A 24,283-nucleotide genomic window follows, 5' to 3' on the forward strand; every position below is an offset into this window, starting at 1 on the left:
CTTCTATGTAAAATACTGAAAATGTAGTATCTTGCTCCTTAATAACTCTAATGCAACCCCTAACCATGTTAAAGACAGTACTTGTTGATGACGAAATCAATGCACTTGAGGCTTTAGAATGGAAATTGAACCGTTATATTGATGAGATAGAAATTATCAAGTGCAATGACCCTAAGGAAGCCATAAACACAATTGAAAAAGAAAAACCCGATTTGGTTTTTTTAGATATTGAAATGCCAAAGATGGACGGGTTTTCACTCTTACAAGAATTATCCTACACTAATTTTGATCTTATTTTTACTACTGCCCATGACGAATTTGCTTTAAAAGCTATTAAAGTCTCTGCAATTGATTACCTTTTAAAGCCTGTAGATAAAGATGAACTGATTACTGCCGTTAAAAAAGTAAAAGCTTCTAGAAAAGAAAATGTAATAGAAGATAAAATACAATCTCTATTTAAAAATTTGGGAGGTGTAAACGATAAAATCAGTATTGCAGCTGATGGAAAAATTTCATTATTTGAAAGAGATGATATTGTAATGTTAAGAGCTGATAAAAGTTATACAACAGTTCATTTAAAAGACAAAAGAACATTATTGGTCACTAAAACGTTGAAAGAAGTTGAAAAAAAATTTAACTATCCTGAGTTTTTCAGGGTACATGCTTCATATTTAGTAAACATGAATCACGTAAAAGAATTTTCTAAAAAAAACGGAGATATTTTAACGCTAATTAACGATTTAGAAGCTTCTGTCAGCAGAAACAAGAAAAACGAATTATTAGAAAGATTTTTTTAAATTTTTTTACAATAATTCAAACTTTGTATGTGACATTTAATAAACAATTCTTTTATGCTATTAGACTTTAGCTCTGAAATATACGCTTGGATAAGAGGAGCATTATTATTTGTAGCGACGTATAGCTTAATACTATACTTTTTCAATAAAAGAAGTCAGTATCTTTATTACAGCCTATTTTTATATTGCTTTTTTTTATATTTCTTAAAAAACATTAGCCACGGACTTTTAGAGTCCTCATATGAATACATTAACTTTTCACTGTTATTTTTTGGTCTTGCCGCTTATATAGCATTTAGTAGAGATGTACTTGAAACAAAGAAAAAAATTCCTGAGTGGGATCAACTTCTTGTATTGTCCATGCGATTTATTTTCGTTTTTGCTTTTGTTTTTATAGCCATTCAAATCTTATTAGGGTACAGCTACCAAGAAAAGCTCTTTATATTTTTAATGCCAATTATTGCCGTATTTACTATACTTACCTACATAGTGCTTACCAAAATTGAGGGTAAACATGTTACGTTTTTTATTATTGGATCCTTATCGTATTTATTACTTGCATTTACGAGTTACTTACTAAAACAAGTTTTAGAGGAAAACTATTTAGAAAGTATGGGAATTCAACCAAAGTTTTTAATGTATGTTGGAGCAATAGTAGAAATTATTATGACTGCTTTTTTATTAGGGAATAAGTTAAAGTTATTCGAGCAAAATAAAATTAAGGCTGAATTGGAATTGGCTTCAAAAACCAAAGAAATGGCTGATTTAAAAATGACGGTACTACAAACACAGATGGACCCTCATTTTTTATATAATTCCTTAAACTCTATTAACAATTTCGTGCTGCAACACGATAAAGAAAAAGCTTCTGATTATATAACAAAATTTTCTAGGTTAATTAGAGAAGTGTTAAAAAATTCCGCCAACTTGACTATCTCATTAGAAGATGACCTAGGTACTTTGGGATTATATATAAAATTGGAACAAATGCGTATGACAGATGGTTTTGACTATATTGTAACTATAGATGAAAGTATAAACTTAAGAGAAATTCAAGTCCCTCCTTTATTTATGCAACCCTATATTGAAAATGCTATTTGGCATGGATTTAACAACAAAAAAGACTATAAAAAAATTAGCCTTTCCATTTATGATGAAGAAGACAATATACGTTGCGAGATTATTGATAATGGTGTGGGCATTAAAGAATCCGAAGCTAAAGCAGCTAAATATAAGTCAGACAGAAAGCCTTTTGGATTAAAGGCATCTGAAGATAGAATTAAACTATTGCACGAAAATCAAAAAGTATATGTAATTATTGAAGACATTTCTGATTTTAAGGAAACGGGTACTAAGGTTACCATAAAATTTCCCAAAAAGATACTCTAATAAAATACCTATTTCCAGGAGTTTTTTTATGATTTGCTCTAAGTTTAAATACCATTTATTGGCAAAACTCTACCATTTATTAAACTTTTCTGGACAATTATTTATTTTAATTCAACTCAACAAAAACAAAATGTAACTTTGAGTAGTGTTTTTACCATCGAAGTAACCCAAATGTCAATTACATCATTTTCTAAACCATCAGATGTTGATGTGTTGCAAAAAATCGAAACTAATGGTGAGTTTTTAGAATTTGTAGGCAAAGGAATTTCTCTACAGAATGAAAATGAAACTCGATATGTACGAACGGTAAGAATTAAATATAACCAAGAAGAAATTGTTCAAAGTGTGGTTTTTGTAAAATCTGGAATAGATTGGTTATATAAAAAAACGGAAACAATTGCAATTGACTCAATAAAAAATGAAAATTACTAATTCGAATTCGGGAAAATTACTATGAAAAGGAATAAATTAGAGTTATTTCCTTAAACCTCAAAAATTGCTATCTATTTTGAGGTTTTTTTATGCTCATTTTTAAAATTTTACTTCCTAAAATTTGTATTTGCTTTAGTTATTATTGAATATATTTGACAGAAATCTATTTTTAATGATAAAGAGATTATTTTTCTTGATAATAATGTTATTGAGCCTATTAAGTTGGTCACAAACTGACTTTAGCCCCAGCTGGGAAGATTTTTATTCCTATAATAACGTAAAAGATTTTATTAAAGTCGAATCAAAAATTTATGCAGTTACTGATAATGCCGTTTTTATTTATGATGAAATCAGTCAAGAAACTGAAAAACTATCTTCGATACATGGATTGTCAGGAGAAACCACTTCAAGCATCTATTTTAGCGATAAACATAAAAAACTGGTTATAGGTTATCAAAATGGGTTATTAGAAATTGTAGATGAAAAAGGAAAAATCACATTGGCCACGGACATTCAACGGTTGAGTATTACCGGAGAAAAGGCTATTAAACACATAACTGAACACGATAATAAACTTTATTTTTCTACCCCGTTTGCAATTGTTGTTTACGACATTGAAAAGCTGGAATATAGAGACACCTATTTCATCGGCAATAATTCTTCAACCGTAAACATTAATCAAATAACTATTTTTAACGATATTATATATGCCGCCACGGGAAACGGTATTTATACTGCTGATGTTAATAGCACAGGTTTAATTGATTTTAACAATTGGCAACAACCACAAGGTGATTTTATAGGTGATTTTAAAACCCTAACTGTTTTTAATGACCAACTTTTTACCTCAAAATTCAGTGGACTCTACACTATAAACGGTAATAGTTTACAATTTATCAATTTTTTGGCCGATAATATTTTGCAATTGAAAGTATCAGAAAATTACCTTACAGCAACTACTCAAAAATCAGCATATATTTATAATAATAACTTATCTCAACAAGTAATTACTACCACTACTCAAGAGTATGATTATTTTTTACAATCTGCTTATGCGGAAAGTAATACAATTTATTTAGGTACTACAGAATTCGGAATTTTACAAAGAAGCTTTTCAAATCCACAAAGCCATACTGAAATACATCCGGAAGGCCCTATTTCTAATGATATATTTTCTATAACTACAGAAAATAATCATATTTGGGTAGTTTATGGTGGTTATGATGCTGCTTTTACACCTTTACAAAGTGAACGAGCGGTTAGCCATTTTAATGGTACGGATTGGATAAACATACCCTATACAGACATAAACCCTGTAAGAGACTTAGTGCATATAACCCTAGATCCTGACAATCCAGAAAAAGCTTATATAAGCTCGTTTGGGCAAAACGATACTAATAACCCTAATGCTTCAGGAGGTATGTTAATAATTGAAAATGATGAGGTTACTACTTTTTGGAACCATACCAATAGTGGCTTAGAAGATTTAGCCCCAAATGACCCCAATTATAACAGTGTCAGAATTAATGGTTCAGCTTTTGATAACAGGGGCAATTTTTGGATAAGCAATTCATGGGTCAATAAAAAGCTGAAAAAACTAAGCTCTAATGGATCATGGAGTGAATTTGATTTGAGTTCTTTGCAGACCAATAATGCTTTGGGTTTGACAGAATTGGTTATTGACAGAACAGGAAGTGTTTGGATTGGCACTAGAAGGAACGGTGTATACATCTACAATGAAAGTGGAGATAGAAAAAGAGCCTTGGTAACTGAAACTACAAAAGGATCTCTGCCAGACCCTAATGTAAGGACGTTGGCCGTTGACAGAAATAATAGAATTTGGATCGGTACTAAAAAAGGATTGGTAGTGTTTTCTAATGCTGGAGGCATTTTTGATGATGCCATTTACGATGCTTCCCCTGTAATTATTAACGATGATGGAATTGCGAAAAAATTGTTGGGTGACCAGCCAGTAAGCTCTATTGCCATAGATGGAGCTGATAATAAATGGTTTGGTTCAGAGACTGGTGGCGTATTAGCCACGAATCCTTCTGGGCAGGAAACATTATTTAATTTTAACAAAACAAATTCTCCTTTGCCATCCAATAAGATTATAAAGATTAAAGTTGATAACAGCAATGGTAAAGTATTTTTTGCAACGGACAAAGGTATTGTTGCTTTTAATAATAATGTTGCCCCTTTTGGGGATGAATTGGGCGAGGTTTACGCCTATCCAAATCCTGTAAAAAAAGAACATTCCTTTGTAACTATAGATGGTAGAAATGGCAAGCACTTGCCACGGGGTACTAACGTAAAAATTTTAGACGCTTCTGGGCGGCTAGTACATGAAACCAATGTTGTAGAAGGTCAAGAACTGAAAGGCGGAAAGGTAATTTGGAATAAAACCAATTTAGCTGGCAGAAAAGTAGCTTCTGGGGTTTATGTTGTGTTGTTGACAATTCCCGATAGGTCAGAGACTGCAATTACCAAAATAGCCATAATCAACTAAAATGCTAATTACAAGCAAAGCTATTGTACTGAACGCTATTAAATATGGCGATTACGACCTTATTGTAAAATGTTACACAGAGCAAGGCTTGCGTTCCTATTTAATTAAACGGATTTTTAAAGCCACAAAGGGAAAACTTTCTCCAGCTTTTTTTCAACCGCTTACTCAATTAGAAATTACAGCTAATTATAATAATAACAGGTCGTTACATTTTATTAAGGAGGCCAAGATCAGTACACCATATACTACGGTACACAAAAATGTTGTTAAACAGACAATGATGGTATTTTTATCGGAAATACTATCACATGCATTAAAGGAGGAAGAAGAGAATGAGCAATTGTTTAGCTATTTAGAAACCGCTTTTCAATGGTTGGACAATCATAACGAAACACCTAATTTCCACTTGGTTTTCCTGATGAATTTAACCAAATATTTAGGGTTTTATCCTGAAAAAGGTGATAATTTTTTGTATTTTGATCTTATTGAAGGAAAATTTTCCAATCACATCCTGTCAAACCTATACGTTTCCGGTATAAATTTAGATGGCTTTAAAACCCTGCTCGGCACAAATTTTGATAGATTGAATGCGTTAAAATTGAACAAAACGAACCGACGGGATTTGTTGGAAATTGTAATCCAATATTTTGAATTACATTTGCCCGGATTTAAAAAACCCAAGTCGTTGGAAGTTTTAAAAGCTGTGTTTAACTAAGTCGATTTAACATTTTTAACCAACCAAAACTTAATCCAAAAAAAACGCCAAGGATTGCAAAAACCAATGAAGATGAAGCGTGTTTTAATACTTATTTTAACCTTTGTAAGTTTCTCATCAATTGCCCAAACTATAACTATTTTAGATGATGAAAGCAAGTTTCCTATTGCCAATGTCGCAGTTTTTAACGAGGATAAGACTAAGAGCGTTGTCTCCGGAAAAAATGGTAAAGTAGATATATCCAAATTTAAGTACAACGATATTCTGTCCTTTAAACATGTTACCTATATCGAGTACGAAGTGTTAAAAAGGCAAATTACTACTGACACCATTTTTTTAAGAAGTACTTCGCATCATTTGGAAGAGGTTTTTCTGTCCACATCCAAAAGTATAGAATCGCGAAAGCGAATTGCCGAGCAGATTGATGTATTTTCCATTAAGGATATTCAACGTGTCGCACCGCAAACTTCCGCAGATATGCTGGCCGAAATGCCTGGCATAAAAGTGCAGAAATCGCAATTTGGTGGCGGAAGCCCTGTGTTGCGGGGCATGGAAGCCAATCGGGTATTATTGGTGGTAGATGGCGTTCGGATGAACAATGCAATTTATAGAAAAGGTCATTTGCAAAATTCGATAACAGTTTCGCCAAATATGTTGGATAGGGTCGAAGTCATTTTTGGGCCATCTTCAGTTATTTACGGTTCCGATGCTTTGGGAGGTGTAATCCATTACTATACCAGAAAACCGAAAACCAGTGAAGAAACGGACTTTGATGCTAATTTTTTAACGCGGTACAGTACGGTAAACCGCGAAGTAACCGCACAAGGTGGTGTGGAACTTTCCTTTGAAAAATTTGCAACGTTTACAAGTGTTTCACGTAGTAATTTTGGCGATCTGCGTATGGGCAAAAACCGTAATCACAATTTTGAAGATTGGGGAAAGGTCTTTGAATATTCCAATAATACGGACGATTATTACAACGAAAATCCAGTTGTAAATTCCAACCCCAATTTGCAAAAGAATACGGGCTACGATCAAACCGATATATTGCAAAAATTCTTTGTGCCGCTTTCCGAAAAAACCGACTTGAACATTAATTTTCAGTACAGCACATCTTCTGATATACCACGTTTTGATCGGTTAACAGAAACTAGAGATGGTGAGTTGCGTTTTGCAGAGTGGTATTACGGACCACAACAACGTTTTTTAGCATCTGCTCAATTAGAAATTAACCCAGAAAAATCTTGGGTTGACAATGGAAGCATAACCTTAGCGTATCAAAACATAAAAGAATCTAGGGTTAACAGAAAATTTGGAAGTTTAGACCGAACGATAAGAAAAGAAAATGTAGATGTTTTAAGTATAAATGCTGATTTTTCTGTACCATTAACTAAAGCTAAAGATAGAATTTTATCCTACGGAGCAGAACTTACGCATAACAATGTTTCATCCAATCCCGAAGGGAGAACATTAGAAGTTAGCGGCAATCAAATAATGGGATTTTCTGATACTTTCGCCGTGCAGTCTAGATATGCAGACGGTGGCAGTACCTATACCACAAGTGCCGCGTATGTAAATTACCGTCAAGATATTAGTAAAAAATCAACCTTAAACTCTGGTATTCGTTTTACAAATGCACATTTAACTGCCAAATGGATAGATGAAACTTTTTTTACGCTACCAGATAATGATATTACCGTAAATAATGCTTCAGTTTCAGCTACTTTAGGCTATGTTTTTAAACCAACTGAAAGTTGGCAATTGAATAGCGTAATCTCAACAGGGTTTAGATCTCCCAATTTGGATGATTTAGGAAAAGTACGAGAAAAAAGCGGAAATGTAACGGTTCCCAATATCGATTTAGGACCAGAATACGCCTATAATGCAGAACTAGGTGTTTTAAAACATTTTAACGAAAAAAAATTCTACATTGGAACAACAGTTTATTATACTTTATTAGACAATTATATTACTAGAGAAGCCTTTAACTTAAATGGAAAAACCACCATGATGTACGATGGTGAAGAAGCCAATATTGTTGCCAATGTAAATAAAAAAAATGCCTATATTTTTGGTGGTACTTTAGATGTAAAAGGTCAGCTTAGCAATCATTTGAGCACAAGAGCTTCCATAACTTATACCAAAGGAAAAGCCTATGATACCGATGAGCCATTATCTTCCATACCACCTTTATTCGGATTGGTTGAGTTTATGCATGAAAAGGGCAGATTGAGCTTAGGACTGGATATAAAATTTAATGGCAGAAAAAGACCTGAAGATTATAATATTACCGAGGGCATTGATCGTTATGAAGACACACCTTATCTTACAGAAACCGATACTCATTACGGTACACCTTCATGGACAACGTTGAATTTTAATTCAAAATACAAACTGACTAAGAATATAGATGCTTTAGTAAATATAGATAACATTTTTGATATCCATTATAGAGAATTTGCCTCTGGGATCAGTGCACCTGGACGAAATTTTTCTTTTACCTTGTTAGGAAATTTTTAATTAAGTGAAAAAAATTATACCCATTAAAATCGGCTTGACAAAACAAAAACTGTTTAGCTTTTTGTTATTTTTCTCATACGTTATTTTATGCTCCTATTCACAGACTAAAACTATAAATACGACCAAAGAAAAAATTTACCTCCATATAGATAAATCTGAATATTATGCAGGAGAAGATGTTTGGTTCAAAGCCTATTTAGTAAATGGTAATACGCATAGTTCGGAAGCATTAAGCAAAGTTGTTTATGTTGAATTGATTGCTCCTAACGATTCCATTTTAGCAAGAAAAACGATAAAAATTGTAGATAGTGGAGGTTATGGGGACTTTAAGCTTTCAACAAAGCTAGAAAAGGGTGCTTACACCATAAGGGCATATACCAATTATATGCGGAATTTTGATCAGGCTTATTTTTTCAGAAAGAGTATTTTTATCAAATCTTTAACATCAGAGACTTCTGAAGTTATTGTTGAGACAGCTTCTAAGCCAGATGTCCAGTTTTTCCCAGAAGGCGGTTACTTAGTTAATGATTTTCTGAATCAAATAGGTTTTAAAGCAATTGACAGCAATGGAAATGGTATTGATATCAAAGGAACTTTAATTGATAACTTAGGTAACAGAATCTCAAATTTTGAAAGCTCGCATTTAGGCATGGGTGCTTTTCATTTTATACCTAAAAAGGGTCTAAATTACAAAGCTAAAATAAGATATAACCAAGAGGAATTAGTTTATGATTTACCAAAATCTACACCAACAGGAGTAATTATAAAAGTAGTAGAACGTGAAGATGATTATGTAATTAATTTAAAATCTTCATTAGACAATGAGCTTCAGAACTTTACCCTTTTAGGGACACAGCGGAATGGTGTAGTGTTCAATTCAAAAATAGAAAGTAAAGAGAAGCAAGCGGTTGTTAAAGTACCTAAAAGTATTTTAAAAGAAGGGATTGTTCAATTTACATTATTGAACAATAATAAACCAATTTTAGAGCGATTGGCATTTTTTGAAATACAAGAAAGAGAAGCTCAGTTAAGAATTACACCCTCACAGAAAGCATATGGTTTAAGAGAATTAGTTGAATTAGAAGTTTCTTTGGATACTATTATTAAATCTAATTTGTCAATAGCTGTTACCGACTCGTCAACGGTAAAACCTAATAAGTATGACCTAGACATAAAATCACAATTATTACTAAATTCAGAACTAAAAGGAGCAATTGAACAACCGGGATATTATTTTTATTCAGACCATCCGAAAAGAAAAGAGCATTTAGATATTTTAATGATGACACAAGGTTGGCGGCAGTTTATTGGGAATGATGTTCTAGATGGTAACGAACAAAGCACAAAATATCCTATTGAACAAGGGTTTAGTTTCAAAGGTAAAGTAAAAAAATATTCAAATCGTAATAAGGCAGAATCAGCAACGGTATCACTTATGATTAGAAATAAGGGTGGGTTTCATATGAAAAATATGTTATCCGACACCAATGGTTATTTTGAGTTTGGTGATTATGATATTACCGATAGCACTTCAATTGTTATTCAAGCACAAAGCCTTAAGCCTAAAAAGACAACTTCAAAAAATGTATTAAAAAACTTGAAAACCAATTATTTTATAGAACTAGATACTTTTTCTTCAGCTGTTGTAATCAACAATATTAATTCAAAGAAGTCCAATTCTAAAAACAACAGCAATCAACATTTCGTCAAGCTAAAAAATCATTTAGTTAAATCAAACGCGGCCTTTGATAAAGAGAACGATAGAATAAAACTAGATGAAGTTGCTTTGAAGGCCGACGTAGGATTGAAAAAATACGATACGTATATAAAAAATAAACAGCTATATAGAGAACCATCACAACGTGTAGATTTTGCAGAATTAGGCAATCTACTATCGGGAAACATATTACAAAATTTAGAGGGTAGAATTGCTGGTTTTTCTACAAAATATATGGAAGAATCGGGCGATGGAAGAACTATCAACGGAATCGTGGCATATTCTACTAGAACGGGAGGACTCCCGCTGCATTTATTAGATGGAATACCTGTTGATGCTGGAGCAATAATGATGATTCCAACAACGGAAGTTTTGTTTGTCGATGTTTTAAGAGGTACAAAAGCTACAATTTATGGTCCTGAAGCAGCACATGGTGTCATTGCAATATATACCAGAGATGGTTCAGAGGATAAAAGGTTAAAAAGTAAAAAAAGAAAAGGTATAATTAATTTTATTCATCCAGGCTATAGCCAAGCTAGAAAGTTTTACGAGCCAGTTTATAAAACTAAAAAAGGTGAAGGCCTTGAATTTGATTATCGGTCAACTATATATTGGAATCCTATTCTCAAAATTTATGAAAGAGGTAAAGTAAAAGTGACTTTTTATACTGCTGATTTTGAAACTACTTACAGGATTGATATTCAAGGAATTACGGCAGAAGGACAAATTTTAAAAGCAGAAATGTTTGTTAATGTTGAATAATAAAAACCCAAAACAAGTAGCATTAAGTAAAAAAGGGAATTGGGGAAAACTTAACGCTACTAATAATGGGTAATACTTTTAAATCTGTTCTTTTTAACTTTGGAACAAACGTTAATAAGATCCTGAAACAAGTTCAGGATTCGATTTTTTTCAAAAATCGAACTTATATGTTAATCCACCAAAAACCTGTAATCCCTGTACATAGTAATTGGTATATTTTTGATAATCGCTACTCAATAAATTATTAACCTTAGCAAATACGGTCAATTTCTCGCCGAATTTATAGCCTCCGTTAAGATTCAAATCCACATAATCGCCAACAGTAACCACAACCGCTGGGTTAATAGGTGTGGATATTTCATCTTTACGGCTACCTACATAAAATATATTGGCACCTGCAAACCAATTTTCATTATTATAATCAGCAAAGGCACTAACCTTTAAAGCAGGTAAGTTCCATGCTTTGGCCTCGTTCTTGGTATCGTATTGGTTAAACTCCGCATTACCACCTAATTTTAACTGCTTGGAAAAATCTATAGTTACTTCTGCAAAACCGCTAATGGTTTTAATGGTGTCATACACAACCCCAAAGGAGTTACCAGCTTCATAACCGGCTCCTAATAAATCAATTGTAGTTCCACTAGTTTTAGAAGCATTTAGTTTATATAAAGGTTTATCACGTTCATTGCTATATGAGGCTTTAAAGTTATAGCCAATATTTGAAGCCAATTTTCCTTTTAAACCAAAAAATCCATTGTATTGTTCATCTATACGTTTCATAGTTAGCGTAGGCGATACAAACGGGTTTTCATCTGCAAAGCCTTTAAAGGTGTTTTGATGTAAATCTCCAGTAACACCACCATAAAGTGTCAAAACTTCATCTATAAGCTTGTAAGAGGCCGTTACATTAGGATAATAATACCCTTGGTTTTCGTTACCACTACCTGAACCTGAGCTGTACAATAATTTAACTCCTAAGTTCACCGTAAGGTTATTACGTAAAATTTCTAAACTAGGATTAAAACCGATATTAAAAAAGGAGTATTTTAATTCGTCAGTGTCTTCATAATTTCTAAGAAATTTACCTCTTAAAAACTCCAATCGCACATCGGCATTTATGTATTCAGAAGCTATTGGGAATTCTATTTTTGGTTTAGCCAAAAAGTGAATTTCAGCACTACCAGCATCATCCGTAAAACGATTGGATTCTACCGTACCTCCTTGAAAAAAAGAATCCTTATAATCCATTTTACCGCCAACATAAATTTCAGTATATTTTTGCTGCTCATCTATGGCATCAATAACAGTTTGATTAAAAACAATTTGTTCAGGCAAACCATACCAATTGTACTTTTGCATTCTTGCACCTGCATTCAATTGCCAATTAAAATCGCGTTCTTCTTGTTTGTAAAAAAGGTCTAAACGTGTATCAAAATAGTCATCATCTAACACAACATTGTTAATGCCGCCTTTAGAAGAAATAAAGTTAAAAAACGCTCCAAAATTATTGTATCTGTTACTATTACCATGAATGAATAATTCAACACCAGGTGTGGAAAAATTTCCAAACCCAGCAGAAATATAATTGTCATATACCTGTGGACTAGGGTTTACTTTTAACACTTTTGCCTTTCCTTTATTGGGTGTAAATGTTGATGCTACGGGAATGGAAAAAATACTGTAGCTAATGGGTTTTTTAATATTAATATCGTTGGTATCAATTTCTGGAGATGATTTTATTTTAAAAGCATCTGAAACCGTTGGAGTATATGATTTTACTACATTAATAACTTCTGTACCGATGGTATCTTTTTTTCGTTCTTGGGCCCCGATGGCTATCGGGGTTGTTACCAAAAGTATTGTCAATATTGAAATGTATTTTTTCATGTTTTACTAGATCTTTTTTCTCAATTAATTATTGGGATTTACAGATTCGTTAGTTTCTGCTTCTTTCCTTTTAATTTTTGTAAGTTCAGTTTTGGCCTCATCAGTAACATCTTTATAATCCGCAAAGTTTTTAATTACACTTTCTAAAATATAAGTAGCTTGATAAGCATCTTTCAGTTCGTAAAAGTTTTTTGCCATAACAATTAAGCCTTTGGCTCCGAAATATTTATATGCGGAATAATCTGCTACTAATTTTTGAACAATTGTGTTGGATACTTTATAACTTCCTTCTTGATGTTTAAAATAAGCGTCGTAATACAACGACTCTGCTTTTAATTCTCCTTTTGCAATTTTGCCAACCTCTTCATAAGCATCTTTAGCTTTACGTTCATCACCAGTTTTAAAAGCCGAACGAGCAATTATTATTTTAGCATCAGATTTTACTCTGTTTTCTAGTTTAGGCCTCAACAATACCTTTTCAGCATAAGCAACGGCAGCATCGTAGTTTTCCAGTTCGTAATGGCCTTTCATCAAATTACTCTGAGCGAACGTAATGTTCTGTGGGAAATCTGCTTGTTCTTCCAATCGTTCTAAAACAGGCATTGCTTTTGACCAATTATTGGCTTCTAAATAGGCTTGAGACAATCTAGACAATGCTTGTTCAGTAAATTCGTTACGTTCTTGATCAGTTACGTAATTGTAGTGTGTAATGGAAGCTGACTGTTGTTTTTCGTTAAACAAAGCTTCAGCCAAATAGAAATTAGCTTGTAAGGCGTGTGCTCCATTCGGGAAGTCTTTCAAGTAGCTTCTAAAAGCAGAAATCGCTTTTTTACGGTTGTTCAACAGATATTGTTTTTCAGCAGATTCGTACATATCACTCTCAAGTTCAGAATCTGTAACTGTTACAAAGTCCAATCCTTTGACCCAACTGGCATATTCATCAACACGACCCAAATCTACATAAATCTGTCTGGCATTAGCCACTGCTTGTTTAGCCTCGTCTGTATTGGGAAATTCTTTTACCACACGTCTGTACTTATCCAACGCTTCATTGTCTCTTTCAATATTGTAGTAGATCAGCCCCTGTTTTAACAAAGCTTTTGGCACATAAGAGCTACGTCTGTATTCGCTTAATAAACTATTGTAGGCAGCTAAAGCATCATCGTTATTTTCAGCGATTATGTAAGAATTACCCAATTCGTAATAGGCATCATCACGCAAAGTAGATTTCGGATAAGTCTTCAGAAAAGTATTGAAATCATCAATTTTTGAGCTGTTTCTTCGGATAAAACCATAGCTCATCGCACGTTGAAAGTGTGCATAGTCTCTATCAATCCCTTTATTATTAATTACGTTATTATAAGCCGTTATGGCTTTATTATAATTACTAGAAACGTAAAATGCATCACCCAAACGTAAATAAGCGTCATTCAGTTTATTTTCATCACCTGGAGTGCTATTGATAAATGATTGAAACTCATCACCAGCACGGTTATAATCTTTTAACTTAAAATAGGAGTAAGCAATATTATAATCAATAAATTTATTTTCTGCCAATCCAGATGCATTCATGTTTTTAAACTGTTGAAATCCAGTTAACGCCTCTTGATAATTATTAGATAAGTAATCGGCTTCAGCTTTCCAAAAAATGGCACGAGCGGTAATTGAACTTTCTCTAGGATTATCAACCGCAATATTAAAATGTTCAACAGCATCTTCATAATCACCTTCATTGAACAGTTGAATCCCTCTAAACAATGCCACTTTTTGATACAGATCCTTGTGATGAGCTTCGTTTTTACCTTTTAAGGCTTTTAATGCACCTTCATAATCTTTAGATGTAATGTAAGCACTGATTAACAGTTCGCCAATTTCATCCTTGGCAGAGGATTTAGGATAAAGGTCTAAATACTCTTGTAGCACATCCGGAACACTTTTATAGGGGTTACCGATTTCATAACTCAACTTGGCATAATTTAACCAGGCATCTTTTTTAATGTCTTCGCTATATTCCATTTGAGAAGCATTTCTAAAAGCATTCAATGCCTCGGTTTTTAGATCCGTTTTTAAATAACATTCTGCCAGATGATAATACGCATTTTGTGATACCGCATTATTTCCTCCAATTATTTTATTAAAATTGGCAATAGCATTTTCGTAGTCATTTTGTTTATAATAAGCGTAACCTAATAAATAATAATCAGTATTGTTCCATTTACGACGTTTACCTTTATAATTTTTTAGATGAGGTATCGCCTCTGCATATTGATTCAAATTAAAATAACTTTCACCAATAATTTTTGAAATTTCAGAATGTTCGTTTCTATCTGCTTTGGCAAGGAAAGGTTCTGCCACATCAATAGCCTCTTGAAACTGCCCCGTTTTAAATTTAATATTTGCCATATAATAAGGCACATCATCACCTAATTCTTTATCGTCAGCAACTTCACCTAAATAACGATCGGCATTATCATAATCATCATCTTGATAGGCAATAAATCCGTAGTAATATTTTGCTTGTGAGCCATATTCTTGAGATGTTAAGAGTTTTTGAAAAATACCTTTGGCCTGCTCATAACTTCTTACAGCAAATAAGCCGTAGCCGTATTTAAAATTAAAATCTTCTTCTTGTTTTATGGATAGATTTCGCGTCTCCACACGTTTGTACCATTTGAGGGCATAAGGATAATTGGCATTTTTAAAATAATAATCGCCTACTTCTAAAAAGGCGGTGTTTTGTTTGGTACTTGTAGGATATCGCTCCACAAAACTTTGCATCATTTTATCACCTTCTCTATCGCCAATTTGTATAGCACTGAATGCCTCGTAATAGGCACAGTTAGCCTTATATTCTGAAATATCGTCAAAGTCAGACTTTAAGGCGTTAAATTGATGTTTGGCAGCTACAAAGTCTCTGTTATTATATAAATCAACCGCGTGATTGTAGGCAGTTAAATCGTGCGTATAAATTTCGGTTTTTTGAGCAAAACCAACTGCAGAACAAATTAAAATTAGGGAGGCTAAAAACCAACTAGGGCGATGTTTCATTGTAAAAGATAATTTGTTAAATTAAAATCAAAAATAACACACTCTAAATTAAACAACGTGCAATTCATTCTAAATTGTATAATTGTTAATTAATATAACATTTTGTTAACTAAATGTGTTAAAATTTACTAACATGAGACAAATATTGAGCCAAAGTAGATGCGATTTAATGGTTTTTAATTTCTCTACTTAGGGATTAAAGTATTTTTAAGGTTATAATTTCTATCTTCAATCATTCAATTTTATTCCTTAAATTTGTCGGGTAAATAATTACCATTCCATGTCCGAACAAAAACCTGTATTGCACTTAAAAAATGCCTCTATTTTTCAGCAAGAAAACTTAATTCTCTCTGATATTAGTCTAGATATTTACAAAGGCGATTTTATGTATTTAATTGGGAAAACGGGTAGTGGGAAAAGTAGTTTAATGAAGACCCTGTATGGAGATTTACCTCTGCTTGAAGGAGAAGGGCACATTGTTGATTATGACTTAACTAAACTAAAAGAAAAGGAAATTCCTTTTTTGAGAAGAAAGTTAGGCGTTGTTTTTCAAGATTTCAGATTACTTAATGATAGAAACGTACATGACAATTTATTGTTCGTTTTAAAAGCAACAGGATGGAAAGATAGTTCAAAAAGCAAAGCGAAAATTGATGAGGTATTGGAAAAAGTAGGTATGAAAACCAAAGGTTTTAAAATGCCGTTTCAACTCTCAGGTGGCGAACAACAACGTGTGGCTATTGCCAGAGCTTTGTTAAATGATCCTGAGTTGATTTTAGCCGATGAACCTACAGGCAACTTAGACCCTAAAACGTCTTTAGAAGTAATGAGTGTTTTGGAAGAAATTAATAAAGAAGGCAGAACCATATTGATGGCCACACATGATTATGCCCTCATATTAAAATACCCTCATAAAACGGTTAAATGTGATGGGGAAAAGATTTTTGAAGTAGTATAAACACACTCTATTTAATACACTCTTATTAGCGATTTAATATCCATAATAATCCCTTCTTTCAACAATCTAAGCAACCTCAAAGATTGTGTTTTAAGCATTGAAAATCAAGCATATAAAAATATCGAAGTCTGGATTATAGATGGAGATTCTACTGATGGAACACAATCGTATTTAAAATCTTTAAAAGTTACATTCAACTGGGTTAGCGAAAAAGACAAAGGTATTTATGATGCCATGAACAAGGGCATTTCATTGTCAAAAGGGAAGTGGCTACTGTTCTTAGGTGCAGATGACAAATTATATTCGAAGGAGACTTTAAATAACATTTTTAACAAACCAATTGATAATAGCACGGAATTAATTTTAGGTAAGATTAAATTTGATTGGAAAAAGAATGACACTTATTTTATAAAAAAAAATAATGGTGTGATAACACCTTCTTGGTCAGATCAAATCTGGATTAAAAACACATTGCCACATCAAGGGATTTTTTATAATAGGAACGTTTTTGAAGATGTTGACTATTCTTTAAATTACGGTATTTTGGCTGATTATGCCTTGAATTTGAAACTTTACAAGGAGAAGTTAAAAGTCAAAGTTATTGACACAGTTATTTCTATTTGTGCAACAAACGGAATCTCAAAAAAGTATAGCTGGAAACTTTATAAAGAAGAAATAAAGCTGAAAACAGAAGCCAGTTCAATAGTATTAAAACCATTTTTTTTGTTTATTTCAGGAGTAAAATATATAGTTAAAAGGCTAGGGTTCTAATTTTACTTTAAATTTTTAAAAATGTCTTTCAGATTTTCTGCCTCATTTTCCCAATAGTATTTTTCTGAAGCTTGTTTTAGATTTTTCTTTTTAATTGCATATTCATTATCATCAGTTAAAATATGTTTCACCTTTTCCGCTAGTTTTTTAGGTTCAACAGCCTCAATTACCCAACCTATATCATTTTCTTGTACTATACCTGCCACTTCTTTTCTATCGGAAACCAATAAAGGCGTCCCGGCCTGTATATAATCAAAAACTTTATTAGGTAGGCTGAACTCGTAGTTTAGGTTGGTGTTTTTGTCCAATGATAAACCCAAATCCGCTATTTTGGTGTATTCCATCAGCTCTTCATAAGGCATTTTGTCTTTAATAATAACCTTTTCACCTAATTTTAAAGATGCTGCTAAACCTTTCAACTCCTCAAAAATATCACCACCTCCAATAATATAAAGAATAGTGTCATCCAAATACTGCATCATTTGTATTGCCTCTTCCGCACCACGATCAGGATTTATCCCAGAGCCTTGTAAAATCAGCATGTTTTTATCCCCTTTTATTTTTTTTGCAAATGCACGGTTAATGGATTTGTTTTCTAGTTTTGGAGCAATATTTCTTACAACCTTTACATCATTGCCATACTTTTTATGGTAAAAGCTGGTAATACTTTGGTTTACGGTATATACATTTTTGAGTTTTGGAAAAATAAAACGTTCAATAGACAACCATACTTTTTGTATCATTGGTCTGTGAATGAGTTCGCCTACTTCTGTGAACAGTTCGTGGCTATCATACACCAATTTTTTACCAAAAAATTTACTGATTAAAAAATTGGGAAGTAAGGTGTCTAGGTCGTTAGAAAGCAAAACATCCTTTTTTAGAAAGAGCAGTCTAAAAAATAGGCGAATATTATATTCTGCATAAAACCAAACCTTCTTTTTAAAAAACAGATTCATCCTAATGATTCGGTAGCTTCTAATTATTGGTAAACTTCTAGGTAATTTTCTTCCAATAAGGATTACTTCATAGTTCATATCGACCAAAGTGGTACAAACTTTATGTACACGTTGGTCTGTAACCAAATCGTTAGTAACAGAAACTATAATTCTTTGCAACAGGATTATTTTTAAGACGAAAGTAAAAAAAATCCCGCTTTTAACTTCTTAAAAACGGGAAATTGCTATGAAAAGAGGTGACACGTCACCTTATTATTATGTCGTAATGCGTAGGCACACCTTACAGAACTATTGTGCAGGTTTAAAATTATAGCTATCCTGATTAATACCGGTACCGCTAACGTATTCGTTGTTTATGTATTTACCACCAATATTTACACTTTCTTTGTAGTAAAAATTAGCTATGCCGTGTTTTAAGTTATTTTGCCACGTACCTTCGTATATTGTCCCATTTGTGTAGTAATAAATTCCGTATCCGCTACGAATACCATGACTGTAGTTCCCTTTATATTTTGAGCCATCGTTCCAGACATAAGTACCCATACCATGTCTTTTATCCTGCATCCATTGGCCTTCGTAAACATCACCGTTGGCCCATGTATATTTGCCCTCGCCATCGCGAAGCCCAGATTTCCAATACCCCTCGTAAACTCCGGTTTGGTATTGCATTGTACCTTTTCCGTTGGCACAGTTACCAGCGATACACTCTTCAATTATCACTTTATTTTCTTGCTTTTCGGCTGTTGGTTTTGTATCTTCGGTTTGAGCGGTGATATACAAAGGAACCAATAAAAATAAATAGATTAGCTTTTTCATGAAAAAGGTTTTATGTTATAAAATATGAATCATAACGTAAATATTTAAATTATAGTATGATGGCGTACATAAAGGGTTATGAAACTATATTAACTACAATACCGCTTTCCTCTAATTTTTTAATTATTGATTTTGAAATACCATCATCAGTAATAATCTGATCTACTTCTTCTAATCCACATATTTTGGCAAAACTTTTTTTACCAAATTTTGAGGAATCGGCTAGCACAACAGTTTTTTGTGCAGAAGCCAACATTTTTTTATTAAGCTGGGCTTCTTCTAAACTGGTGGTTGACAAACCATAATCCAAATCAATACCATCAACACCCAAAAATAATTTACTGAACGAAACATTTTCTAAAATTTGTGTGGCATAATTGCCGACAACCGAGGCCGAACTGTGCCTAACATAGCCGCCCAATTGTAAAATTTCCGTATTTTTATGATTGATTAGGTGAAGCACAACATTTAAGGAAGATGTAATTACCGTCAACTTGTTTTTTGGTTCTATAAATTTTGCCAACGCCTGTACTGTTGTGCCCGAAGCAATTAAAATAGAGTCGTTTTCATCAATTAATTTTGCCGCAGCTTGTGCAATTCCGTTTTTTTCTTCGACCGAAATTTTTTCTTTTTCATTAACAGCCTTTTCATTGATGTAAGGATTTTCCAGTGACGCACCGCCATGTGTTCTGAATAAAAGCCCTTTTTCTTCTAAAAGTTTTAAGTCTTTTCTTATGGTAACGGCCGATACGTCCAATAGCTTACATAAATCAAGTACTTCAAGGTATTTTTCCTTGTTTAAAATATCTAAGATTATTTGATGTCGTTTCATGATAGAGGTTCTATTTTTAGCATCAGTATTCACAAATGTAACTAAAATGAAAGTAATTGAAAAACGGATAAGGTATTTGTCTTAAATATTAGGTGGTATCCAATTAAAAATAATATTTCGTTTTCTTTCGTTTTCTTACAAAATGTGTATATTTGAAACCTAAGAACTAAAATTTTAGAATAAAAAGTGAATTTATTCCAGAGAGATAGGTTGGTTGAACAATTGCAATCCAATAAAAATTGGGATGTCATTATTATTGGAGGAGGTGCTACCGGTTTGGGAATTGCTTTAGACAGTGCTACACGCGGCTATAAAACACTTTTATTGGAGCAAATCGATTTTGCCAAGGGAACTTCGAGCCGAAGTACCAAATTAGTTCATGGCGGAGTACGATACTTGGCCCAGGGCAATATTGATCTGGTCAGGGAAGCGTTATACGAAAGAGGCCTGATGCTCAAGAATGCACCTCATCTGGTCAGTAATCAGACTTTTGTAATTCCCAATTACCACTGGTGGGAAACCCTTAAATATACGGTTGGGTTAAAAATATACGATTTTCTTTCAGGGAAATTGAGCTTTGGAAAATCTGTTCGTATAAATAAAAAGAAAACATCTTTAAGACTGTCAACAATAAAACCTGACAAATTAAAGGGCGGGGTGGTTTATCATGACGGACAATTTGATGATGCCAGATTAGCCGTTAATATTGCCCAAACTTGTATAGAAAAAGGAGCTACTCTATTAAATTATTGTAAGGTTGTCGGATTGCTAAAAGACGATAAAGATAAGGTAACCGGTGTCATAGCCTTTGATAGCGAAGCGGATGAACGATATGAATTAAATGCCAAATTGGTCATCAACGCCACTGGCGTTTTTACGGATGAAGTCCTAAAAATGGATAATAAAAATGCCCGTGATTTCGTCCGTCCAAGCCAAGGAATCCACTTGGTACTGGACAAGTCGTTTTTGCCCGGAGATGATGCCATTATGATACCCAAAACTGATGACGGCAGGGTGCTTTTCCTTGTACCTTGGCACGATAAAGTGGTAGTTGGCACTACCGATACGGTGCTGGATAGTCATAGCCTCGAGCCCAAACCGCTTTCTGAGGAAGTCGATTTTATTCTCGAAACGACAAATCGATACCTAACCAAAAAAGTAAGTCAAAAAGATGTGCAGAGCATCTTTGCGGGATTAAGACCTTTGGCCGCTCCAAAGGACGATTCCGAAAAAACAAAAGAAATATCACGAAGCCATAAAATAATCGTATCGGACTCGGGTCTTTTAACTATAACCGGGGGAAAATGGACTACTTATAGGAGAATGGCACAAGATACCGTCAATAAAGCAATTGTTATGGGTAAGTTGCCAAATAAACAATGTAAAACTAAAAACCAATCCATACATGGGGCAATAGAAAATATAGATAGAACAAATCATCTATATATTTATGGTACAGATCAAAAAAATATTGAACAATTAATGAAAAATGAACCTGAACTGAGCGAAAGATTGCATCCTAAATCGGATTTTACCAAGGCCGAAGTTGTTTGGGCAATTAGAAATGAAATGGCAAGAACCATTGAAGATGTGTTGGCAAGACGTGTACGAATGTTGTTTTTGGATGCAAGAGCTGCAATTATTTCAGCTCCAATTGTTGCTGAACTTCTGGCACAAGAATTAGGAAAGGATAAGGTTTGGGAGCGTCAGGAAATTGATAATTTCACAAAAATAGCAAAGCAATATGTACTCAATTTAAACGGAATGCTTACTTTTAAGGACCTTGTTCATCAATAACAAATAAAAAATTAAATTATGGGAAAATACATTTTAGCATTAGATCAGGGAACAACAAGCTCTCGAGCCATTGTTTTTGATAAAAAAGGAAGTATTATCTCTGTAGCTCAAAAAGAGTTTACACAACATTTTCCTAAACCAGGATGGGTAGAACACGACCCTACCGAAATATGGTCAACGCAAGCAGGGGTGGCTGCAGAAGCAATTGCCAAAAAAGGGCTTAACGTTGAAAATATTGCCGCTATCGGTATCACCAACCAACGTGAAACGGTTGTGGTTTGGGATAAAAATACAGGACAACCAATTTATAATGCCATTGTTTGGCAGGACAAACGGACCTCTAATTATTGTGATGAACTAAAAGAGCAGGGCAAAGCGGATATGATCCGTCAAAAAACCGGCTTGGTAATAGATTCCTATTTCTCCGGAACAAAAGTAAAATGGATATTGGACAATGTTGATGGTGCGAGAGAAAAAGCTGAAAATGGTGATTTGATTATGGGTACTATTGACACTTGGTTAATATGGAATTTTACCAAAGGCAACCAACACGTTACCGATGTTTCCAACGCTTCGCGAACATTATTGTTCAATCTAAACACCATGGAATGGGATGATGAATTGCTTGAGATGTTGACCATTCCGAAAAGTATGTTGCCCGAAGTAAAACAATCTAGCGAAATTTATGGGCATACTCAATCCACTTTTTACGACACCAAAATTCCTATTTCCGGTATTGCTGGTGATCAGCAAGCGGCTTTGTTTGGACAAATGTGTACTAAGCCCGGAATGGTTAAAAACACTTATGGAACGGGTTGTTTTATGTTGATGAACATTGGCGAAAAACCAACGGTTTCCAAAAATAATCTATTGACAACAGTTGCTTGGAAAATAAACGGCAAAACGAGTTATGCGTTGGAGGGAAGTATATTTATTGCCGGAGCCGTGGTGCAATGGTTACGCGATAGTTTAAAGATAATTCGAAATTCCGGCGATGTTGAAAAATTAGCGGAATCAGTAGAGAGTTCGGACGGCGTATATTTTGTTCCAGCTTTTGCGGGCTTGGGGGCACCACATTGGAACCAGCATGCACAAGGTACAATTTTCGGATTAACAAGAGGAAGTACAGATGCCCATATTGCACGAGCTGCGTTGGAGTCTATTGCGTACCAAACAATGGATATTCTAAAAGCTATGGAAGCCGACTCAGGTATTTCTATAAAAGAATTACGTGTAGATGGAGGGGCAACGGTAAACAATATGCTGATGCAATTCCAAGCTGATGTTTTAAATACAATAACGGTCAGGCCAAAAGTAGTGGAAACCACAGCAATGGGAGCGGCTTTTTTGGCGGGATTAGCTGTAGGTTACTGGGAAAACTCAGAAGAAATTCAAGAAATTTGGCAGACAGATAAACATTTTAGTCCTAAAACTGAAAGAAAAGAAATTGAAAAAGACATTAAAGGTTGGTATAGGGCAATTGATGCTTTAGAATATTGGACCAAGAACTAATCATAAAAAACTACTATCATGACACCATTTATTGCAGAAATTATCGGAACTTTTTTTCTTATTCTTTTAGGGGCTGGCGTTGTAGCTAATGTCATTTTGGAAAAAACAAAATCAAACGACCAAGGTTGGATGGTAATTACCACCGCATGGGGTTTTGCTGTTTTTGTTGGCGTAGTGGTGGCAGGACCTTATAGTGGAGCTCATTTAAATCCCGCTGTAAGCATTGGGTTGGCCGTTGCGGGGAAATTCGATTGGGCATTGGTGCCAAGCTATACTTTAGCACAGTTCATCGGTGCTATGTTGGGCTCATTAGGTGCATGGTTAATATATAAAGATCATTTTCGCATTACTGAAGACGGTGAAACTAAAAGAGCTGTTTTTTGTACTGCACCAGCAATAAGAAATTGGTCTTCAAACATTTTTTCCGAGATAATAGGAACTTTTACATTAGTATTTGTCGTACTTTATTTTACAAACCCTGCCCTAACAGATGTTGCTACAAATGCTGAAACTCCTATTGGTCTTGGTTCACTAGGTGCTTTGCCCGTGGCAATATTGGTCTGGGTAATTGGTCTGTCTTTGGGTGGCACTACTGGTTATGCTATTAACCCTGCTCGTGATTTAGGACCGCGAATTATGCATGCTATACTTCCAATAAAAAATAAGGCTTCTAACGATTGGGGCTATGCTTGGATTCCAGTTATTGGACCAATAATTGGGGCTTCTTTAGCGGGACTTCTTATGTTGATGCTTTCGTAACGAAAACAAATAAGTTTCGTTTAATTATTTTTTATTTCGCTTAACTTTGTTTTTATAAAAAAAATACGTATTATTGCCTTTAAATATAATAACGTGAAATAAAAGT

The 24,283-nt window shown here is 33.9% G+C and carries 17 protein-coding genes; 12 read left to right on the plus strand and 5 right to left on the minus strand.

Annotated features, from left to right (window positions below; genetic code table 11):
* The first annotated feature begins 65 nt into the window (after window positions 1-65).
* The 7 genes from U5A88_RS14705 to U5A88_RS14735 all read left to right on the plus strand — a co-directional run bounded on the left by U5A88_RS14705 (window position 66) and on the right by U5A88_RS14735 (window position 10,841).
* Entirely contained in the window at window positions 66-797 is a 732-nt protein-coding gene (locus U5A88_RS14705) for a LytR/AlgR family response regulator transcription factor (protein ID WP_354207690.1), read from the plus strand.
* 54 nt (window positions 798-851) lie between these two features.
* Window positions 852-2,186, plus strand: coding sequence for a sensor histidine kinase (locus U5A88_RS14710; RefSeq protein WP_354207692.1), 1,335 nt, complete (start codon window positions 852-854; stop codon window positions 2,184-2,186).
* A gap of 171 nt (window positions 2,187-2,357) precedes the next feature.
* Window positions 2,358-2,618 carry a hypothetical protein gene (locus U5A88_RS14715; RefSeq protein ID WP_354207694.1) on the plus strand — a complete coding sequence of 87 codons (261 nt, stop codon included), beginning with the start codon at window positions 2,358-2,360 and terminating at the stop codon, window positions 2,616-2,618.
* A gap of 172 nt (window positions 2,619-2,790) precedes the next feature.
* A complete protein-coding gene (porZ, locus tag U5A88_RS14720; RefSeq protein ID WP_354207695.1) occupies window positions 2,791-5,127 on the plus strand; it encodes a type IX secretion system anionic LPS delivery protein PorZ in 2,337 nt (778 codons plus the stop codon).
* A 1-nt stretch (window position 5,128) separates the two neighbouring features.
* Window positions 5,129-5,842 (plus strand): DNA repair protein RecO, encoded by a 714-nt coding sequence (recO, locus tag U5A88_RS14725; RefSeq protein ID WP_354207697.1) that lies wholly within the window; start codon window positions 5,129-5,131, stop codon window positions 5,840-5,842.
* A gap of 72 nt (window positions 5,843-5,914) precedes the next feature.
* Window positions 5,915-8,362, plus strand: a complete 2,448-nt coding sequence (locus U5A88_RS14730) for a TonB-dependent receptor (protein ID WP_354207699.1) — start codon at window positions 5,915-5,917, stop codon at window positions 8,360-8,362.
* Window positions 8,363-8,366: 4 nt separating this feature from the next.
* On the plus strand, window positions 8,367-10,841 hold the full coding sequence (locus U5A88_RS14735) for a TonB-dependent receptor plug domain-containing protein (RefSeq protein ID WP_354207701.1): 2,475 nt from the start codon (window positions 8,367-8,369) through the stop codon (window positions 10,839-10,841).
* Between the two features lie 150 nt (window positions 10,842-10,991).
* On the opposite strand, the gene U5A88_RS14740 is transcribed toward U5A88_RS14735, so the two are convergent.
* Entirely contained in the window at window positions 10,992-12,728 is a 1,737-nt protein-coding gene (locus tag U5A88_RS14740) for a TonB-dependent receptor (protein WP_354207703.1), read from the minus strand.
* A 24-nt stretch (window positions 12,729-12,752) separates the two neighbouring features.
* On the minus strand, window positions 12,753-15,776 hold the full coding sequence (locus U5A88_RS14745; protein WP_354207705.1) for a tetratricopeptide repeat protein: 3,024 nt from the start codon (window positions 15,774-15,776) through the stop codon (window positions 12,753-12,755).
* Window positions 15,777-16,056: 280 nt separating this feature from the next.
* On the opposite strand from U5A88_RS14745, the gene U5A88_RS14750 reads away from it, so the two are divergent.
* Complete coding sequence (locus tag U5A88_RS14750) at window positions 16,057-16,734, plus strand: cell division ATP-binding protein FtsE (protein ID WP_354207707.1); 678 nt, start codon at window positions 16,057-16,059, stop codon at window positions 16,732-16,734.
* A gap of 48 nt (window positions 16,735-16,782) precedes the next feature.
* A complete protein-coding gene (locus U5A88_RS14755) occupies window positions 16,783-17,505 on the plus strand; it encodes a glycosyltransferase family 2 protein (protein WP_354208198.1) in 723 nt (240 codons plus the stop codon).
* A gap of 2 nt (window positions 17,506-17,507) precedes the next feature.
* Here U5A88_RS14755 and U5A88_RS14760 read toward each other — a convergent pair whose 3' ends face one another.
* The 3 genes from U5A88_RS14760 to U5A88_RS14770 form a co-directional block, all read right to left on the minus strand.
* Complete coding sequence (locus U5A88_RS14760) at window positions 17,508-18,620, minus strand: glycosyltransferase (RefSeq protein ID WP_354207709.1); 1,113 nt, start codon at window positions 18,618-18,620, stop codon at window positions 17,508-17,510.
* A 129-nt stretch (window positions 18,621-18,749) separates the two neighbouring features.
* A complete protein-coding gene (locus U5A88_RS14765; protein WP_354207711.1) occupies window positions 18,750-19,277 on the minus strand; it encodes an MORN repeat-containing protein in 528 nt (175 codons plus the stop codon).
* Between the two features lie 76 nt (window positions 19,278-19,353).
* Window positions 19,354-20,109 carry a DeoR/GlpR family DNA-binding transcription regulator gene (locus U5A88_RS14770; RefSeq protein ID WP_354207713.1) on the minus strand — a complete coding sequence of 252 codons (756 nt, stop codon included), beginning with the start codon at window positions 20,107-20,109 and terminating at the stop codon, window positions 19,354-19,356.
* Window positions 20,110-20,295: 186 nt separating this feature from the next.
* Here U5A88_RS14770 and U5A88_RS14775 point away from each other — a divergent pair, with 186 nt between their 5' ends.
* From U5A88_RS14775 to U5A88_RS14785, 3 genes are read left to right on the plus strand one after another with little or no spacing between them, the layout of a single operon-like run.
* Complete coding sequence (locus U5A88_RS14775) at window positions 20,296-21,906, plus strand: glycerol-3-phosphate dehydrogenase/oxidase (RefSeq protein WP_354207714.1); 1,611 nt, start codon at window positions 20,296-20,298, stop codon at window positions 21,904-21,906.
* 18 nt (window positions 21,907-21,924) lie between these two features.
* Window positions 21,925-23,418: a glycerol kinase GlpK gene (gene glpK / locus U5A88_RS14780; protein ID WP_354207716.1), complete on the plus strand. Its 1,494-nt coding sequence runs from the start codon at window positions 21,925-21,927 to the stop codon at window positions 23,416-23,418.
* Window positions 23,419-23,436: 18 nt separating this feature from the next.
* Window positions 23,437-24,177, plus strand: coding sequence for an MIP/aquaporin family protein (locus U5A88_RS14785; RefSeq protein ID WP_354207718.1), 741 nt, complete (start codon window positions 23,437-23,439; stop codon window positions 24,175-24,177).
* Window positions 24,178-24,283 lie beyond the last annotated feature (106 nt).

The sequence above is a fragment of the Aureibaculum sp. 2308TA14-22 genome (genome assembly GCF_040538665.1).
Classification (GTDB): Bacteria; Bacteroidota; Bacteroidia; order Flavobacteriales; family Flavobacteriaceae; genus Aureibaculum.

Coding starts and splice junctions, on each gene's coding strand:
- U5A88_RS14710 (WP_354207692.1), top strand. CDS start 852: ATGCTATTAGACTTTAGCTCTGAAATATACGCTTGGATAAGAGGAGCA.
- U5A88_RS14770 (WP_354207713.1), bottom strand. CDS start 20,109: ATGAAACGACATCAAATAATCTTAGATATTTTAAACAAGGAAAAATAC.
- U5A88_RS14765 (WP_354207711.1), bottom strand. CDS start 19,277: ATGAAAAAGCTAATCTATTTATTTTTATTGGTTCCTTTGTATATCACC.
- U5A88_RS14740 (WP_354207703.1), bottom strand. CDS start 12,728: ATGAAAAAATACATTTCAATATTGACAATACTTTTGGTAACAACCCCG.
- U5A88_RS14715 (WP_354207694.1), top strand. CDS start 2,358: ATGTCAATTACATCATTTTCTAAACCATCAGATGTTGATGTGTTGCAA.
- U5A88_RS14730 (WP_354207699.1), top strand. CDS start 5,915: ATGAAGCGTGTTTTAATACTTATTTTAACCTTTGTAAGTTTCTCATCA.
- glpK (WP_354207716.1), top strand. CDS start 21,925: ATGGGAAAATACATTTTAGCATTAGATCAGGGAACAACAAGCTCTCGA.
- U5A88_RS14785 (WP_354207718.1), top strand. CDS start 23,437: ATGACACCATTTATTGCAGAAATTATCGGAACTTTTTTTCTTATTCTT.
- U5A88_RS14745 (WP_354207705.1), bottom strand. CDS start 15,776: ATGAAACATCGCCCTAGTTGGTTTTTAGCCTCCCTAATTTTAATTTGT.
- U5A88_RS14705 (WP_354207690.1), top strand. CDS start 66: ATGTTAAAGACAGTACTTGTTGATGACGAAATCAATGCACTTGAGGCT.
- recO (WP_354207697.1), top strand. CDS start 5,129: ATGCTAATTACAAGCAAAGCTATTGTACTGAACGCTATTAAATATGGC.
- U5A88_RS14750 (WP_354207707.1), top strand. CDS start 16,057: ATGTCCGAACAAAAACCTGTATTGCACTTAAAAAATGCCTCTATTTTT.
- porZ (WP_354207695.1), top strand. CDS start 2,791: ATGATAAAGAGATTATTTTTCTTGATAATAATGTTATTGAGCCTATTA.